General features: G+C 64.4%; 15 protein-coding genes and 1 pseudogene. 11 read left to right on the top strand and 5 right to left on the bottom strand.

The features are described from left to right. Positions 1 to 354: 354 nt before the first annotated feature. Complete coding sequence (locus AC5Y5Z_RS25135; protein WP_499928197.1) at positions 355 to 1,551, top strand: helix-turn-helix domain-containing protein; 1,197 nt, start codon at positions 355 to 357, stop codon at positions 1,549 to 1,551. Positions 1,552 to 1,855: 304 nt separating this feature from the next. Further along, positions 1,856 to 5,497, top strand: a complete 3,642-nt coding sequence (gene mobF, locus AC5Y5Z_RS25130) for a MobF family relaxase (RefSeq protein ID WP_499928195.1) — start codon at positions 1,856 to 1,858, stop codon at positions 5,495 to 5,497. Here mobF and AC5Y5Z_RS25125 read toward each other — a convergent pair. The 4 genes and pseudogenes from AC5Y5Z_RS25125 to AC5Y5Z_RS25110 form a co-directional block, all read right to left on the bottom strand. Further along, positions 5,486 to 6,085 (bottom strand): hypothetical protein, encoded by a 600-nt coding sequence (locus AC5Y5Z_RS25125; RefSeq protein WP_287042254.1) that lies wholly within the window; start codon positions 6,083 to 6,085, stop codon positions 5,486 to 5,488. The genes mobF and AC5Y5Z_RS25125 overlap by 12 nt on opposite strands. Before the next feature lie 116 nt (positions 6,086 to 6,201). Next, positions 6,202 to 7,338 (bottom strand): EspK C-terminal domain-containing protein, encoded by a 1,137-nt coding sequence (locus AC5Y5Z_RS25120; RefSeq protein ID WP_499928201.1) that lies wholly within the window; start codon positions 7,336 to 7,338, stop codon positions 6,202 to 6,204. A 768-nt stretch (positions 7,339 to 8,106) separates the two neighbouring features. Then, positions 8,107 to 8,511: pseudogene (locus AC5Y5Z_RS25115) on the bottom strand (WXG100-like domain-containing protein); the annotation flags it as partial. A gap of 8 nt (positions 8,512 to 8,519) precedes the next feature. Continuing rightward, the gene (locus AC5Y5Z_RS25110; RefSeq protein WP_499928199.1) at positions 8,520 to 8,741 is read right to left on the bottom strand and encodes an Rv2240c family protein; all 222 of its coding nucleotides are present in this window, start codon (positions 8,739 to 8,741) and stop codon (positions 8,520 to 8,522) included. 845 nt (positions 8,742 to 9,586) lie between these two features. On the opposite strand from AC5Y5Z_RS25110, the gene AC5Y5Z_RS25105 reads away from it, so the two are divergent. From AC5Y5Z_RS25105 to AC5Y5Z_RS25065, 9 genes are all read left to right on the top strand, one after another. Then, positions 9,587 to 9,808, top strand: coding sequence for a hypothetical protein (locus AC5Y5Z_RS25105; protein WP_287042090.1), 222 nt, complete (start codon positions 9,587 to 9,589; stop codon positions 9,806 to 9,808). A gap of 168 nt (positions 9,809 to 9,976) precedes the next feature. Then, positions 9,977 to 10,573, top strand: coding sequence for a recombinase family protein (locus AC5Y5Z_RS25100; protein WP_287042088.1), 597 nt, complete (start codon positions 9,977 to 9,979; stop codon positions 10,571 to 10,573). Continuing rightward, positions 10,570 to 11,397: an abortive infection family protein gene (locus AC5Y5Z_RS25095; RefSeq protein WP_287042085.1), complete on the top strand. Its 828-nt coding sequence runs from the start codon at positions 10,570 to 10,572 to the stop codon at positions 11,395 to 11,397. The genes AC5Y5Z_RS25100 and AC5Y5Z_RS25095 overlap by 4 nt, the downstream gene beginning before the upstream one ends. Before the next feature lie 214 nt (positions 11,398 to 11,611). Further along, positions 11,612 to 11,815 (top strand): hypothetical protein, encoded by a 204-nt coding sequence (locus AC5Y5Z_RS25090; RefSeq protein WP_499928191.1) that lies wholly within the window; start codon positions 11,612 to 11,614, stop codon positions 11,813 to 11,815. 187 nt (positions 11,816 to 12,002) lie between these two features. Then, the gene (locus AC5Y5Z_RS25085; RefSeq protein WP_287042081.1) at positions 12,003 to 12,776 is read left to right on the top strand and encodes an Abi family protein; all 774 of its coding nucleotides are present in this window, start codon (positions 12,003 to 12,005) and stop codon (positions 12,774 to 12,776) included. Between the two features lie 239 nt (positions 12,777 to 13,015). Further along, positions 13,016 to 13,624 (top strand): AAA family ATPase, encoded by a 609-nt coding sequence (locus AC5Y5Z_RS25080; protein ID WP_287042080.1) that lies wholly within the window; start codon positions 13,016 to 13,018, stop codon positions 13,622 to 13,624. A gap of 164 nt (positions 13,625 to 13,788) precedes the next feature. After that, positions 13,789 to 14,058, top strand: coding sequence for a hypothetical protein (locus AC5Y5Z_RS25075; protein WP_287042078.1), 270 nt, complete (start codon positions 13,789 to 13,791; stop codon positions 14,056 to 14,058). Between the two features lie 445 nt (positions 14,059 to 14,503). Beyond that, positions 14,504 to 14,767, top strand: coding sequence for a hypothetical protein (locus AC5Y5Z_RS25070; RefSeq protein ID WP_287042076.1), 264 nt, complete (start codon positions 14,504 to 14,506; stop codon positions 14,765 to 14,767). Positions 14,768 to 14,801: 34 nt separating this feature from the next. Continuing rightward, positions 14,802 to 15,218: a hypothetical protein gene (locus tag AC5Y5Z_RS25065; RefSeq protein ID WP_287042075.1), complete on the top strand. Its 417-nt coding sequence runs from the start codon at positions 14,802 to 14,804 to the stop codon at positions 15,216 to 15,218. Positions 15,219 to 15,234: 16 nt separating this feature from the next. Here AC5Y5Z_RS25065 and AC5Y5Z_RS25060 read toward each other — a convergent pair. Further along, positions 15,235 to 15,526 (bottom strand): hypothetical protein (locus AC5Y5Z_RS25060; protein ID WP_499928188.1); only part of this gene is annotated, 292 nt, incomplete at its 5' end.

Genomic DNA, 15,526 nt, shown 5'->3' with positions numbered 1-15,526 from the left:
TCGGGCTAGATGGGAAAAAATTCCATAGCGGTGTGGACGACTCGCTGACATGACGAAGGCCCCGCGTGAGCGGGGCCCCTGTCGGAGGGTTTGAGCCGAGTTGGCGCTCGGTTCCGGGTCCGCACCCGTTGCCCCTGAAAGGGACGTGACTTGGCAGTCTCGTCTCACGGTAGCGCATACCTGTATCAGGTTCCAGAGGGCGCGCGCCGTGATCTCTTCGGTAGTTATCATCGGACGCCGTTAACAGCGTCGTCGCGGCCGCTGACTGCGGCCCCTGCGACGTATCGCGGGTGCAGTCCGGCTTACCCGCGTCGCGGTGTCATCCGCACCGCCGGTGTTGCCGAGGTATTGGCGATGCGACGCGGCCGGCGCCTGGCCGGCCGGGACCTGCCGCCCCCGAGCACGTTCGTCGCCCTCAACCTCGACGACCAGGCCTACGCCGGGGTCCCGTGCTGGAGCGCCGGCCCCGCCGGCTGGGCGCACATCACGGTGGCGGTGGCCTACGACCTGCACTACCACCGGGTGCGGCCGCTGATGTGCAACGGCGGCATCGCCAAACCCACCCTGATCGTGATCGCCGCGGCCATGGCCCGCTACGCCGACCGGAGCACCGGACGGGGCTGCCGACCCACCAACGCCCAACTCGAACGCGACACCGGCTACGACGAACGCACCATCCAACGCGCCCACGAATGCCTGCGCCTGCTCGGGGTGGCCACCGAGATCCTGCGCGGCCGCCAGCGCACCTACACCGAACGCATGGCCTCCTGGCGGATGGGCGATCGCCACCGCGGCTGGGCCTCCGTCTGGGCACTACACGACACCGCCCTAACCACCCGGATCGTGCACAGGATTATGCACAGCTTGTCACCCCACCTGGAACGGTCCCCACTAACCACTACACCCCCCTGTCTGGGCAAGCTGGTTACTACCCACGCGGGCGCTCACCGCGCCCGGCACCGCGGCGCTGCGCGCCGCCGAGCACCGGATGAGACAGGCCGGCGCCTGGCCGTGCGGTGGCGCGCTGATCCACACGCCCCCCCGTGGGCCCGCAGGTTCGGTGCCAGCAGTTGGGCGGCGATGCTGGCCGCGCCGGCGGCCGCCGGCTGGACACCGCGCGATCTGAACGCGCTGGTGTCCGACTGGCTCGGCGCCGGGCATCGCATCCCGGACGCACCGCCGCGACCGATCGCCCTGCTGGGCACCCTGCTGGCCTGGCACAGCGCCCACAACACCCTGGCCGACCGGCCGGCCGCCCTGGATGAGGCCCGCGAAGCTCACGAACGCACCGCCCGAGCGGCGGCCCGCCAGATAGCCCGCGAGGCCGACCACGACGCTCACTGCAAGGGCCGCGCTGCGGGCCGAGCTGCGGCCACCGGGCCCGGCCGTGCGGCGGTCTTCGCTGAGCTCGCCTACGCGCGCCGCCGTGCCGCCACCCGACGCACCGCAACCGCGGCCGCCGAACACACACGCGTGAGCGCGGTGATCGAGAATGCTCGCCGCGATGACCAGCGCACCCCTGACATGTCTCGCTGGGACTTGTGGCGCTAACCGCACCCATGGGAACCGTTGCCCGCTCTTTCCCCTTCGGTAGCGGTCGGGCGGGAACCAGCGCGACAGTCGAGCAAATCGGGCGGCCCGCAGCGTGGGTCCGTTTTGGTGTTTGGACTTCGCCCCGCTCCGTTTTCAGCCGTCTGGCCCGCCACTTATCCTCGTCTGGCCTGCTGTTTTCCCGATCATTCTCGCTCATTACGTCCTGTGCGTCCCGGCCTCGCCGAAATCACCCCGGCCGCACAGCAATTCACCGATATTGACTGCCTGACGATGTGGCACATTGGCACAAGGTGATGCAAGCATGGGTGGAGCGAACCTTTCGGTCCGCTCCACCGGCCATCTCGCCCTGGTCGGTGATCATGCGGTGAGAGGTGCTGGGGTGCTGACGATTTCGCCGCCGATGAAGCGGCATTCGGTGCGCTACTACAACGACACCGCACGAGCGGCGCTGTCAGCGGCGGGCCGTGCGCGCGCCGGCGGAGGGTTGGCCGAGTACTACTCCGAAGGCGAGACCCGCGCCCCGGTCTGGTTGTGTGTCGGGGACACCGAAAAGGCCGCTGCGTTGGTGGGTTTGAGTGCTGCTGACCGTGCTGGCGGACCCGCGGACATGGATGCGGTGGCGCGTTGGCTTGATGACGGAACCGCCCCCAACGGGGCTCGCGGGCGGGCGTTTAACGCGCGTTCCACCCATGGTTTCGACCTGACGTTTTGTGCCCCGAAGAGTGTGTCGATGTGGCGGGCGTTGGCTACCGATGACGTGACTAGTAAAGCCCTTCTGGACGCTCACAACGTGGCCGTGCGCGAGGCGATGGCGTACCTGCACACCCACGCCGGCTACACCCGTGTGCACAACCCGCAGACCGGACGCAAAGACCTGCAACGGTTGCCCGGTCTGGTCGCTGCGGCCTACCAACACGAGACGTCGCGGGCCGGTGATCCGCACCTGCACACCCATGTCCTGTTACCGAATACTCAGCCCCGTGCCGATGGCACGCTGGTCTCGATCGACTCCAAATCGCTGCACCATGAAGCCAAGGCCGCGGGGATCATTTACCAGATCACGCTGCGCCACGAAACCCATCAATCCCTGGGACTGGAATGGGGTCCGATCGACCCGCATACCGGCATGGCCGAGATCGCCGGGGTGGATCGCGACCAGCTGGCTGCGGGGTCACAACGTTCCACTCAACTGCGCCAGTGGGCCGAGCACAATCTGGTCCTCAACGAGGCCGCCGAGGGTAGCGCGGCGCAACTGGCGGCCGCTCAGCGGGCGACGCGCCCGGCCAAGCCCGAGCACAAGTCGTGGGCCGAATTACGCCAGGAATGGGCCACCCGCTTCGGGGAGTTCCTGATCGAAGAACAGGCTCAAGTCCAGGCGCGTCGGCAGCGCCAAACGCAGCCGATCAACGTGCTTACGGCGGCGCGAACGGCCGCGGCGGGTATCGACAAACCCGCGTTCACTCGCGCTGATTTGATCGAGACGATCGGCGCGCGGATGCCAGTCGTCGTCAAGGGCGCACCGGTCGGGCCGCGAGACCTTCTCGAAGCGATGGCCGAGCGGCTGGGCGTGCGCATCAACCAGCCGCGCCAGGCCCACGAACGCGAAGGCCATGACCGGTTCACCGTGGCCCCGGTGCTGGCCGAAGAGACTGCCATCGTGGAGCTGATGGGGGCGCGTGACCCGCGCGGCGTGCTCGACCCAGACGTCGTGGACACCGCCGGTTTGTCACCCGATCAAGCCCGCGCGATCACCGCGATCGCGTCCTCGCCGTGGCTGATCCAACCTTTGTCGGCGCCCGCCGGCGCCGGGAAAACGACGTCTCTCAAAGCGCTGCGCGCCGCGGCATACCGGGGAGGGAAAACGCGGGTGCTGGTGGCTGCACCGACCGGCAAAGCCGTCGATGTGGCGGTGCGCGAAGGAGCCGGCGACACCGGCTACACGGTGGCTAAAGCCCTCAAACATCTGCGCACCGGTGTGCTGCGCCTGGATCACCGGACCCTGGTCGTTGTCGATGAAGCCGGCATGGTCGGAACCCCCGATCTGCGGGAACTGTTGACCGCCGCCACCGCCGCCGGCGCGAAAGCAGTCCTCGTCGGTGACGCCTATCAACTGGCCCCGGTCAAGGCCCGCGCCGGCATGTTTCACCAGCTGGTCGAGGACCTGCCCTGGGCGCAACGACTGTCCGAAGTGTGGCGTATGCATGATGCCGACGAACGCGCCGCTTCCCTGGCGGTGCGCAACGGCGGACCTCAGCCGCTGCGCCGCGCGATCGCCTGGTACCGCACCCATGGGCGACTGCATACCGGTGACGGGCTGACCATGGCCCACGACGCGCTGGCCCGCTATCAGGCCGATCGGGCCGCGGGCAAAGACGCGGTATTGATGACCGACAACTGGGAAGTGTGCGACGCGCTGAACACCCGCCTGCACCACCACACCGTGCCCGCTGATGCCCCCACCGTCACCGGTGCTCGCGGGCATCGGATCGGTGTCGGCGATATCGTCATCTCCCGCCGCAACGACGCCACGGTGCACGTCGTGGAGGCCACCGACACCACCACTGTGGCCGACCCGGTCCGCAACGGCCACCGCTGGCGGGTCTACAAAGTCGACACCGCCAATAACCGCATCGCCGCGCGCCGCCTCACCGATGGTGCGCGCGCCCTGTTCACCGGCGACTACCTCGCCGAGCACGTCCATCACGGCTACGCGGTCACCGTGCACGCCTCCCAAGGTGTCACCGCCGACACCGCCCACGCCGTGCTCAGCGACCGCGCCACTCGCGCCCTGGCTTACGTCGCGCTGACCCGCGGCCGTGACCACAACCACCTCTACCTGTATGAGAAAAACGCTGGCGAAGCCGACCACGAACGCACTGCGGTGCTCGCCGAGAGCGGGGTGCATCTGGCTCAACGCGGCACCAGCCGCGCCGCCGCCGCCCTGCTGCGCCAGGTGCTCGCTCACGATGAGCGGGCGCGCACCGTCCTCGATGTCGCCGCCGACACCGACCGCGCTTACCAACCCGCCCCAGTGCGCGCCCTGCGTGATCACCACGAGCGCACCCGCGCCCGGCTGCGCGCCGACTACCGCGCCCACACCACCCCTGCGACCATCTACGATCTGGCTGCCGAGCTGCCCGCACTGCGCGCCGAAATCGACTTCCTGCAGGCCGCCAGCACCGCCAGCCCCGGCGCCCTCTACTACCCGACCGAGACCGCGCTCGCCGACCTCGACGACACCCACCGCCGCGTCATCACCGCGATCACCGCCAACATCCACACCGTGCAAGCACTGCACCTGCACCCCGGCGCCGACAAGCACGGCGCACTGGCCGCGCTCGTGGCAACCGCACACGACCAGAATCACCACGTGCTCGCCCTGACTGCCAGCCCGGCAGCCCGCGACTACGCCGCACACCACCCCTACGCCGACGCCGGCGGCCACCTCGACAGCTCTCGCACCACACTCGGGAACAAGCCCCTGGACCTGCCCCTCGGCAGCCTGATCGTCGTCGACGACGCCGACCACCTCAGCGCCCATAACCTGTGCTGGCTCACCAATGCTGCTGGGAACACCAACACCAAACTCATCCTCATCACCACCACCGGACACCACCACGAACCCGCCCACAACCTGCTCACCGCGCTCCAGCAGAACTGCCTGACCTTCCACGAACTCGGAACCCCCGACTCACACCGAAAACCGCAGCCCCGCACCGCGATTGAGCGTGCCGAACGCCACCTAGCCACTACCAACACACCCCACGCCACCCACAACCAAAACACCGAACTCCTGCACAACCAGGCCGTCGAATTACTCCACCGGCGCACCCAGCTCATGCACCGCCTGCGCGACATCGCCGACGCCGCCGCCAGCCTCGACAACCTCGCAGAGCGCTCCCGCCACCGCAGCCACGACCGCGGCTACGGGCTAAGCCTCTGACAAACCAGGAATAAGGGCCTTACTTTGAGCCCAAAAATCCGCGAGCGGCGTCGTCGCGGTGAGTGGGTTGAGGTTCAGCACGCGGCGCGTTTGAGCGTTGAGATGCTCCGAGGTCGTCGAGAACACGACCATCAGGTCGTTGTGCGCATCAGCGAGGACGGCGTCTCGATCAGCGTCGTCGCTGGCGGGGAGTGGTTCAAACCGCGCGGCGGTAGCCGTGTTGATTTCGGCGCGGCGCTGCTCGCAGCGCCGCAAAATCATGGCGACGCGCTCCCTGCAGCCCGTCAGCACGCGATCCTTACGTTCGCCTTCCTCATATTGCCGGGTCGCCGCCGCACACAGGTCCGTCAGGTCATCCAACAATGCTTCCCCATGACGCGTGCCGAACATCACCGTGTCCAACTGTTTGCGATCGACGTCTCCTGCGGCATGTATCGCAGCCGCCAGCTCTTCCAGTGTCATCGGTGCTTGTTCGGCACTGAGAGTTTCCTGCCAGCCCGCCAGCCGCTGCTGGCGGTGCTTCCAAGCTGCCACCGCCGCAGCATGCTCGGCGATCAGGATGAACTCGACGGCCAGATCGAACGTCATCAATGCCTGACCGACTTGCGACCCTCCCCAATTCCGGAACTGTTTGGGCGGCCGCGGTCGCGGCCGCGGCTCGGTCAGCATCGCTGCCACTGTCCCAATAAAATCTGCTTTCGCGCTCATCGCCGCGGCAACTCAGCGCGCACCCCGCACACCCACGCCGCGTACACCACGTTCGCCAAGTCCTCGCCGTAGCGTTCCCAGCACAACAACGCTTCCATCCGGCGGGCCTCCACGAAATACTGTGCGTGACTGACGATTTGCGCCGCATTTTCGAGGCCGTCAAGCCCGGGGCGTTGCGTGCCCACCAGCAGCTGAGCCTTGTCGTACTCGGAGGCCAGTGCCGCCCACTCCTCCTTCGCCGGCCAGTTCCCTGCCACCAACGCCTGCGCTACTGCCTGCGCCACCGCGGACACACCCTCGGTGTCATCACCGAAAACCAGCCGCCGTACCAACTCTCGGCAATACTTGCGCATCACCGACGCATCGGCATCCTTCACAGCGGCATACAGTGCTGGGTCCACCGTTTTCAGCCGATGCGAACGATCCCGCGACAGCTGCGACGCCAGACTATCCACACCCGAAGGCGCCACACCGACGGCCATCTCAGGCACCGGGTCCTCGGTCAGGTATTCCGACGGCAACGCCCACGACGTCGCCACCGCCGACACCTCCTCACCCAACGACCGCGCCGCCCGCACAGCCTTATCGGCCGGATTTACCCAGCCGAACCAGCGCGCATCGAAATCCTCGTTGAAGACCGCCGCGATCGGCATCGTCTTATGCAGAAAAACACCCGGCGGGATATAGGTAGCGCCGTCGTTGGTGGCCACCCATAACGAAATCCCGCCCGTCCGATCCCGGGACACCGCCACCGCCCAATCCAAACCCGGATCCGTTACCGACGCCGCACCAGCAAGATCCGCCACCGCCAGACGCGCCCGCCCAAGATCAGTCTCCGCGCTGTCCCGAACGACCTGCGAAACGCGGCGCCGACCACCCACCGGCATCAAACCAGCAGAACTACCGCCAGCAGTCGACACCGCTCCCTCAGCCGCAGCCGCCAAACCCGCCGGCGAAGCCGCACCCACACTGGCCGGCGCCGGATTCGACATCGCCGGCGGCAACACCGACCCATAAGGCGCCAACCCGGCCCCGGCTCCCATCGCGGGCATCCCCGCGCCCGAAGGCGCCGAAGAGATCGGCGCCGCAACAGGAGCCGCAGCCGGCGCCGCCGCTGCGGCAGTACTTTCCACCGGAGCCGCCATCAAAGGTGTCAACGGAGCCGAAGGAGGCGCAGCCGCCGGCATAGCTCCCGCCGCCGACGCCCCAGCCGCCAAACCACGCCCGAAATCCGCGCCCAACGAAGACAACGCAGGCGGAGGACTCACCGGTGACGACAGACCGGCCGTCGACGGAAAGCCCGTGGCCCCAGGGAATTTGCCGAAACCCTGCAACATCGACATCGGAAACCCGGGCACACCACCCCCGCCACCCGGCATGCTCGGCAACGAAGGCAAACCACCGCCACCGAGCGACGACAACGGACTCAGAGCCGCCTTGGGCGGCGGACCCAGTTCCCCATCTGGTGAATGTGAGACTATGCGTCCGTCGGGCGTCCGGGGACTTCTCTGCCCACCTGGAGAGTGGTCGCCTGCGACACCTGCGGCGGGTTGGGGTGGCGGCACATTCGGAGTGGGCTCATCAGGAGACTGATCTGAAGTCAATCCATTCCCTGTTTGTTTTATTCTCGGCTCTTTGCCTCCGTTAGGGCTGAGCGGGAATCGGTTGGTGAAGAGCAAAGTGTCTTTGGCGACGTGTGCCCGCAGCTGTACCTGTGCCTCGTCAATCATGGCCCGATGAGGTGCAAGGATTACCGCTACCTGCGCAATCGACTGACCGCTCATACCCCGGAGGAACGCCTGGATTTCCTGATGAAAATCATTGTTCTCACGCAGCATCACCCGCTTCGTGTATTCGACATCGCCCGCACTGCGCTTAATAAGATGACCGCCGAAGCTCATCATTTCCGCAATTTCGAACTTGTCCGACACCTCACGGCTATAGGCGTCATACGCCCGATCAGCACCCTCACCGGCCGTCCAATGCGTGCTGAACACTTGATGCATCGCCCGGTGGGCCTCCGTCGCCGCATCTTCGGTTATCCGGCCGTTCTCGCGCCACTGCTCGCCAAGCGCGGCTACCTGCGTTTCCGAATCCGACGGCCACACCAACGGCCCGAACAACAGCGTCACAAACGCGCCCTGCGGAGGCGGATGATCACCAGCCACATGGGGAACCGCCGGAACACCCGGATGCGACAACGGGTTCGACGCCGACTCGAGATGAATCTTCAGCAGCTTCTGTATCTGCCGGTTATTCCGCTCCGCCCACCAGTCCGGGACCTCAACACCAGACACTGTTGCCATATTTCAATTCACCTCGGAAGACCGCACGCGTCGACCAACGCGAATATCGCGTCATTACGCACATCTGTGAGTCGGTTTACTTCGCTGGTTGACGAATTCCCCATCGCTGCGGTTGTTTGATCAAGGGTGGCCTTCATATAACCCCGAGCTGCCGCTGAGACGTCGGCGGGGACTGCTGGAGTAAGCGAGTTTTGCACCGCTGAGACACTATTAAGAGCTCGCAGCACCATTGGTAAATTTGCGTCACCACCTGCGACTCGAACTCCACCCTGCCCCTCTTGCCCTCGCACAGAAAGGTCAAAACCTCGACACAGACCGTCTTTAGCGGCGGCTATTTCTCCCACGCTGAATTGCGCTGTTGTCGTCGGCGAGCTTGCCCCGCCGCGCGATGGTTGCGTCGAGTCAACCGGTGGATGCGTGGCGTCATTTAGCACTGAGTAAGTAATGGCTCCGCCCGCCGCGCTCGTAGCGGCTACGACTATCAGGGTCAGCATCGCCCACGCCCAGAATCGCAACCCCGATCGTGGCTGAACCTCGTTTCGTACCATTCGACCTGATGACAAGGGACCTGGTGCTGCTGGCGGGGGCACGGTTATCGAGGGAGTTTCCCCCCTTGACCACGGCGATGGACTCGACATGCCGTCCTTTCCTATGTGCTTAGAGCACCTGAGTTCGCCGCTTCTGCGGCCTCGACCGCAGCAATAGAAAATTCCCGGCTTCCCATGTTGGCGGCCACCCGAACTTTCGCCTCGGCCTGGCGCGCCGCTACCGACCCGCTCATCGTGCTAATCAAGCCTGCTACGTATCCACCGCATTGCAGGACGCCGGCACTTGGGCCGGGCTGTGGCGCAGCCGCGGCATCCGCGACCCCTAACCCCCCACGCGTCGCCTCTGGGTCCATCGCAAACGTCGACATAGGCCAATCGTATGCACACCCACCGACGCTGCGCCGCAACGGAACCAGTCCAATATGACGAGGTGCCTCGGATCGCGCCAATTCACACTCGAACCGTCTTTTGCGAGAACCCCCCGCTTTTCAACGTCGTGTCACCCTTCGCCCTTAACGTTGGTGAACATGAATAAAGCGGCGCAGAGACAGTACGAAAAGGCCATAGAGTCGCTGACGGTTGCCGAGGAGGAGCTCGAATCTGCGCTGAACCGTCAGGCCGATCCGAGAGATAGTGGCGGCCGTTGGGCGCGGGTGCGGGCGTTACAAGCGCAGGCTCAGCTGCACATCTTGCACAGCATCTCTCACGACCTCGAAGCTATCTCCGACGCGATAGACACGACGACCTAACTTTTCGAGCTTCACCCACGGAGGAGCCCTGTCTCGTTTCTAGGGAAATGAGACACCCCAAGGAAGCCCCTCTGTCCACCTATCGGCCCAGGTCGCGGCGTCTCATTTCTTGTCTCACATCGCGTGTCTCAGATCCTTGATGTCGGAGGGCAATGAGACGGTAGCGGTGTGACAACGATTCTCGGATACGCCCGTGTGAGTACCGCGGGCCAGGACCTCGATGCGCAGCTAGTCGCCCTCGCTGCCCAGCGCGTCGAATCCTGCCATATTTTCACCGACAAGCTCTCAGGTGCGGTGAATACCGACCGGCCGGGCCTGGCGGCTCTGCTGCACTATGCGCGCGAAGGTGACACCGTGATCGTTACCGCCATCGATCGTCTCGGGCGATCCGTAGCGGAAATTACACGTACCATCTCCGAACTAGGTGATCGCCGAATCGTGTTGCGCGCCATACGTGAAGGGGTAGATACGGGCACCCCGACAGGTCGTGCCGTCGCCGCCATCATGGCCACCCTGGCCGAGCTTGAACTTGAACTCGGCCGAGAGCGCCGCGCTGTTTCTCGGGCCTCCCGGCGAGCACGCTCTCTACCGGCCACTAAGCCCGCCAAACTCACCCTTGAGCGACAGCAGCAACTCCGTCGTCTCGCCGAGATGGGAGAGCCTGTCCACGAACTTGCCAAAGCTTTTGGCATCAGTCGAGCAACGGCATACCGGTACGTTTCCGCGCCCGCAGACAATCCAGCACCGGAGTCGACTCAACCGTGAATCTGACCGAGCTGGGCGCAGCCCTAGGCCCCTTCTTCGATATCCCAGGCAGCCCCTCACACAAGCAGCTCCGCGACGCATTCACCCGCCACGGCCTCAGTCATCTCGACCCGGCGCCAGAAGGAAGAACACCGAACGGGACCCCTCTGGGCAAGATGAACCGAATACGACATGTCTTCACCGCTCCGGCCGCGCACACGATGACCGCAGGATTGCCGTTAGCCCGAGAACTTGTGGCGCTTTGTCGTGCTCACGGGGGCTTTAACCCCAGCAGCGAAAGCTATGCCGGCAGCGGGAAAGTGACCCAGCTAGTCCAGGCCTTCGCCCCGCTCGGGTTCACTCTCGACCCTGACGGTTCGGTACGACCGACCGTGATCGACAACCTCAGCGGCACGGAACTCACCGCGGCGCTGCGCACCTATGTTGACAGGATCAACCTCAACCCCGACGACGCCCCGCTACAGGTGGGCACGGGAAAAGAACTCGATGAAGCCGCGGCCCGACACGTTCTGAAAGAGCTTCTGGGCAACTACTCAGTGTCAGACAACTTCCCCGTCACGTTGACCAACGCTTTCACCGCGATCGGCATGGCCACCCCCACGGAGCTGCCAAAGCTCGATTCCGATCCGCACCGTGCAGTGCATCAATGCTTGTTCCTGCTGGCCATCGCAGTCAATCGACTCCGGAACGACGCTGGCACTGGCCATGGACGACCTGGACCACCAGGCAAGACCACCGCGTTGAACCCAGCGGAAGCTCGCCTCGTCGCCCGCGCAACCGCACTAGTTGCGGCAGCGCTGCTCGACCAACTCGACGGCGACTGAGGTTCTTATGTGGCGGTGTCAAGGCCGTCGATTGTGGGACAACGCCGTGAAAGACTGGCGGTTATGGATGATCGAGCAGTGGAGATGGCACGCCACTCGAAGAACGTCACGGCCGCCGTCGAAGCCATGAGCGGGCCTTTTGGAGGGGTATGACCGTGCCGCGGCGACCGGCGGCGCCCCCGACCCCGGTCTGATCGACTACATCACTAGGCAAATGGTCCGCGATGGCGAATCGATTCCTGCCGGCATTTGGGATCTGCTGAGCGGACTGACCGCGTTGAACCTACTTACCCTGCTGGCGCGCGTCGAGGAACTCAGCGACGTCCCGAAGCAGGTGTCTCTCGACCTATACGCCGACGCGGCCAAGAAGCTCAACGGCGAAGCCAAGCCAAGCCAAGCGCCTGAATCTCGCGACTGACGGCGCTCATCGCGAATCCCCGACGTCTCGGGACGTCAAGATTCCTCAAGATCAAGCAGTTCCGACCATAGATCCTTGGGAACTGACCCAAAGAAAAAACCCCGGCCGCGTCATGGCTCAAGGCCAGAGAGGCGGATCGCGGGGACTTCTGACAGCTATGTTACCTCGGAACGCCAAAAGGAGTCCAGTGTCAGAGACACCCCAGCAGGCCGAGGCACGCCGCGCCGCCGCGCTCGATCGGGCCATATCAAACCCGCGATACGCGTCCTATTTGCAGGCTGCCGGCCACGACAAGAATCTCGCGCGCAAGCTCTATATCTGGGATCGCGATCTATCGACCGCCATCCTTGCCGATCTGGCCATCGTCGAAGTTGCGTTGCGCAACGCCCTGCACACCGCGTTGACCAATGCCCACGGACCCGCGTGGTACCAGACCATCGCCCTTGATGACCGCTCACTGAAGCAGGTCGAACGGGCCTGGGGTTACCTCCGCAATCCCGTGCAGGGTCACCCCTCGACACCAGGACGACTGATCGCGCAATGCACCTTCGGAATGTGGGTCAACCTCCTAGACGCCGGCGGCTACGCCGGTCGGGAGCCGCGCCGCATCCACGCTGACTACGAGCAACTATGGAGATCGACGCTACGGTCAGCATTCCCCGGCGGCCGCCACGAGGCGCGAAGCGACCCGAGCCCCCATGCGCGGTTCACCCGGACATGGGTTCACTCCGTGGCGAAAACCGTCAACGTCCTTCGCAACCGCGTCGCCCACCACGAACCCCTCCACAACGGATTTCCCCTACCTGGTCAACGTTCCGGACCGCGACAGCCGAGCCGACTGACCGCCGCCGAAGGGGTCGAGGCCTACATAAAGCTCACTCGCATGATCGATCGCAACCTCGCAGAATGGATCACCGACAACACCAAAGTCACCGCGTTACTGAACACACGCCCGCGATAAGAAGAGAGACGCAACAAGGCTAAAACGTACGCGTTAGCGACCGCATAGCCCCAGGTCGCGGGCGTCAGGGCCAGCAGTGAAATTCACCGGGTCGATGACTGGACCCGATTCATAAAACCCGCCCTCAAACACACCCATGGCGCAGACGGTAACGGGCAGAAGTAACGTCACCGCAGACACCTAGACATCCAGCAATCCATATTCCTGTATGTATGGATGGCTGGATGTATAGTTACTGCATGATTTGGTCACTCGTGCACACCAAAGGTGGGGTCGCCAAGACCACGACCGCGATGTTTTTGGCCGCCGCAGCGACCAGGCGCGGTATCCCCACGCGCGTTCTCGACGCCGACCCGCAGGGTTCGGCGGCGTCCTGGGCGGAACGAGCGGCATCAGTCGATATGCCGCTTCCCTTCACGGTCACACCTGTTACAGCTGATGACCTCGGAGGACTGACTAGCACGCCCGATGAGCTCATCGTGCTCGACACCCCGCCGGGCACTGCGGCGGCGATCGACGCAGCGATCGACGCGGCTGACTTAGTGATCATTCCGTCCGGGCCGCGCTCGGCCGACATTGACCGCGTGTGGCCGACGCTGGACATCACCGCACACCGTCCCACCACCATCCTGTTGACGTTGGTCGATCTGCGGAAAGTCGAGGCCACCGAGATACCGCTGGCACTGGCCGACGCAGGGGCACCCATTCTGCGCACCGTCGTGCGAGCGCGTACCGCCGTTGAGCGGGCATTCGGCAGGTGCATTCCCCGCTATCTGGGTGATTACGCCGACGTGTTCGAGGAGCTGACCACCGCCATGGCACCAGCACTCCAGGAGGTGGTGCAGTGAGCACCAAGCCGACCACAGCCGATCAAGTCCGGTCCTCGATAATCCGCCGGCCGGTATCTGCCGCTCCCAGCGCTCGCGCGGCAGAAATCTTCCACCCCGTCTCGCCGGCGGCCGCACCGGCAGATGCACCACCGCAACGGACCACTGTCGTGTACCCCCCCCAAATGCGGCTCGGCCTAAAGTCGCACGCGGCATCCCGCGACACCACAGTGACCGAACTGGTGCGCGTCGCAATCACTGACGGACTCATCGACGCGACAGCGTTGGCGGAGTCGGCTCGACAGTTTCACGGCGTCAGCGGCAGACGGAGCACAGTGGACCTACCCGCTGAACTGCATAAAACGCTGAAAGTGACCGCTGCTCGGCACGACACCAGCGTGCAAGCGCTGCTCTTGGCGGCCATCCACCGGACATACCCAGACCTCACCACCTGACCCCCGGCGCACAAGGCGCAGACAGCCATCAATCCATATACCTGTATGTATGGATTGATGGCTGCATATTAGGTAATTCGTTTAGAGTCGGGCTCCCCTTCCTCGCCGCAATTGTGGTGAACGTAATGGTGCTGGCTGTCAAGGCCATGCCCGCTGCGCGGTCGAACCCAAGTCGAGCCTTGACAGCCAGCACCATCACGCACAAACGCGGCCAGTACGAGGAAGGGAGTGCCATGCAAGGAAATCTTCAAACGAAATGTCGGCAGGGACGACACCATGCACCCTCTCGCCGGACCGCCCCGATAGAAAACCCGCTAGCGGCGATTCGCGAACCGCGTGGCCCATCATCAATGGGGGACATGTCGGCGCGGAATGGAAGGCCCAATTCCCCGAAAATTGTCTGTTACTTTGGGAATACCGAACTTTCTGATTTAAGAGGTGACACGTGCCTGGTCAAGATCGCGAACCCGTGCCGGGGCAGTGGGTGCCCTACGGCCAGCTCGAGCGTAAGGAAGCGCGCTTGCGGCCTGATCAGTACAACCGCCTGAGCAGTATCAGTCGCACCCTCAACCGGGCCCGGGCTGGCAAAGGTGAACGGATCACCGAAAACACCCTGATCCGAGTGGCCATCGACCTGCTGCTCCAACGTGAAACAGAGCTGGTCGGCAACACCGAAGCTGAGCTTCGTCAGTCGCTCGGACTAGGATAACTCTGTAACTTACAATTTCTGTTACTCTGTAATAATGACCGTTGTAGACGATTGCCTCCTCGCCGCCGTGGCCGACGTCCGCGCATTCAACAACGCAACATCGGTGATCCGACTGGCCAGCCACGTTATGGACCCTGATGAGGCTTACCGCGTCCTGGATGCGGCAGAGGTACTGACTCACCTCATGGCGCAGGCCTTCGTCCGGGTCGGTCTTGCCCTAGGGCAATCGCTGAGCCACGCCTACGGCCATGACGACCTCACCGACATCGCCATGGCTGATCTCACCGCGGCCGCGGGCCACATGGTTGAGGCCGGCCAACTCATTTCAGCCGCGGCCGACAAGATCGCCCCCCTGGTCGATCGAGATCCCGAGAACGGCCACTTCTGGAGCGTGATAGTTACCGCCGTGCGGAACTGGGCCTCAATGAGGGCTCCGCGTCTGGCTGCGTAGTCGTATCACAAATACATCACGAAGTTTGCGGCGCGCCTGAAACAGAAACAATGCCCTTGCGAGAAGGATCGGCTTCATGCCACGGAACTCCAAAGGCGATCGGAAAGTAGTCATGGTTCGCCCGCCGCGCATCGTCGCCGAACGACTTGAGCAGCGGTGGCGCGCCGCGGGTGCGTCCTCGCTGTCGCAATACCTCGCTGATCTTCTTGCCGTACATGTCGGTCTGCCTGAACTCGCTGCCGAACTGAACCGCGTTGAGGAGGTTTTGCCGTTGGCGATGTAAGCACCGCAGCCCGAAAAATTCGTGG

The organism is Mycobacterium sp. NGS29 (assembly GCF_059812965.1).
The sequence above is the reverse complement of the archived record's forward strand: the minus strand, read 5'-3'. Positions and strand labels throughout refer to the sequence as shown.

Excerpts from the sequence above, each read along its gene's own strand:
- AC5Y5Z_RS25135 (WP_499928197.1), top strand. The coding sequence starts at position 355 with ATGCGACGCGGCCGGCGCCTGGCCGGCCGGGACCTGCCGCCCCCGAGC.
- mobF (WP_499928195.1), top strand. The coding sequence starts at position 1,856 with ATGGGTGGAGCGAACCTTTCGGTCCGCTCCACCGGCCATCTCGCCCTG.
- AC5Y5Z_RS25125 (WP_287042254.1), bottom strand. The coding sequence starts at position 6,085 with ATGACGTTCGATCTGGCCGTCGAGTTCATCCTGATCGCCGAGCATGCT.
- AC5Y5Z_RS25110 (WP_499928199.1), bottom strand. The coding sequence starts at position 8,741 with ATGGTGCTGCGAGCTCTTAATAGTGTCTCAGCGGTGCAAAACTCGCTT.
- AC5Y5Z_RS25105 (WP_287042090.1), top strand. The coding sequence starts at position 9,587 with ATGAATAAAGCGGCGCAGAGACAGTACGAAAAGGCCATAGAGTCGCTG.
- AC5Y5Z_RS25090 (WP_499928191.1), top strand. The coding sequence starts at position 11,612 with ATGGTCCGCGATGGCGAATCGATTCCTGCCGGCATTTGGGATCTGCTG.
- AC5Y5Z_RS25080 (WP_287042080.1), top strand. The coding sequence starts at position 13,016 with ATGATTTGGTCACTCGTGCACACCAAAGGTGGGGTCGCCAAGACCACG.
- AC5Y5Z_RS25075 (WP_287042078.1), top strand. The coding sequence starts at position 13,789 with ATGCGGCTCGGCCTAAAGTCGCACGCGGCATCCCGCGACACCACAGTG.
- AC5Y5Z_RS25065 (WP_287042075.1), top strand. The coding sequence starts at position 14,802 with ATGACCGTTGTAGACGATTGCCTCCTCGCCGCCGTGGCCGACGTCCGC.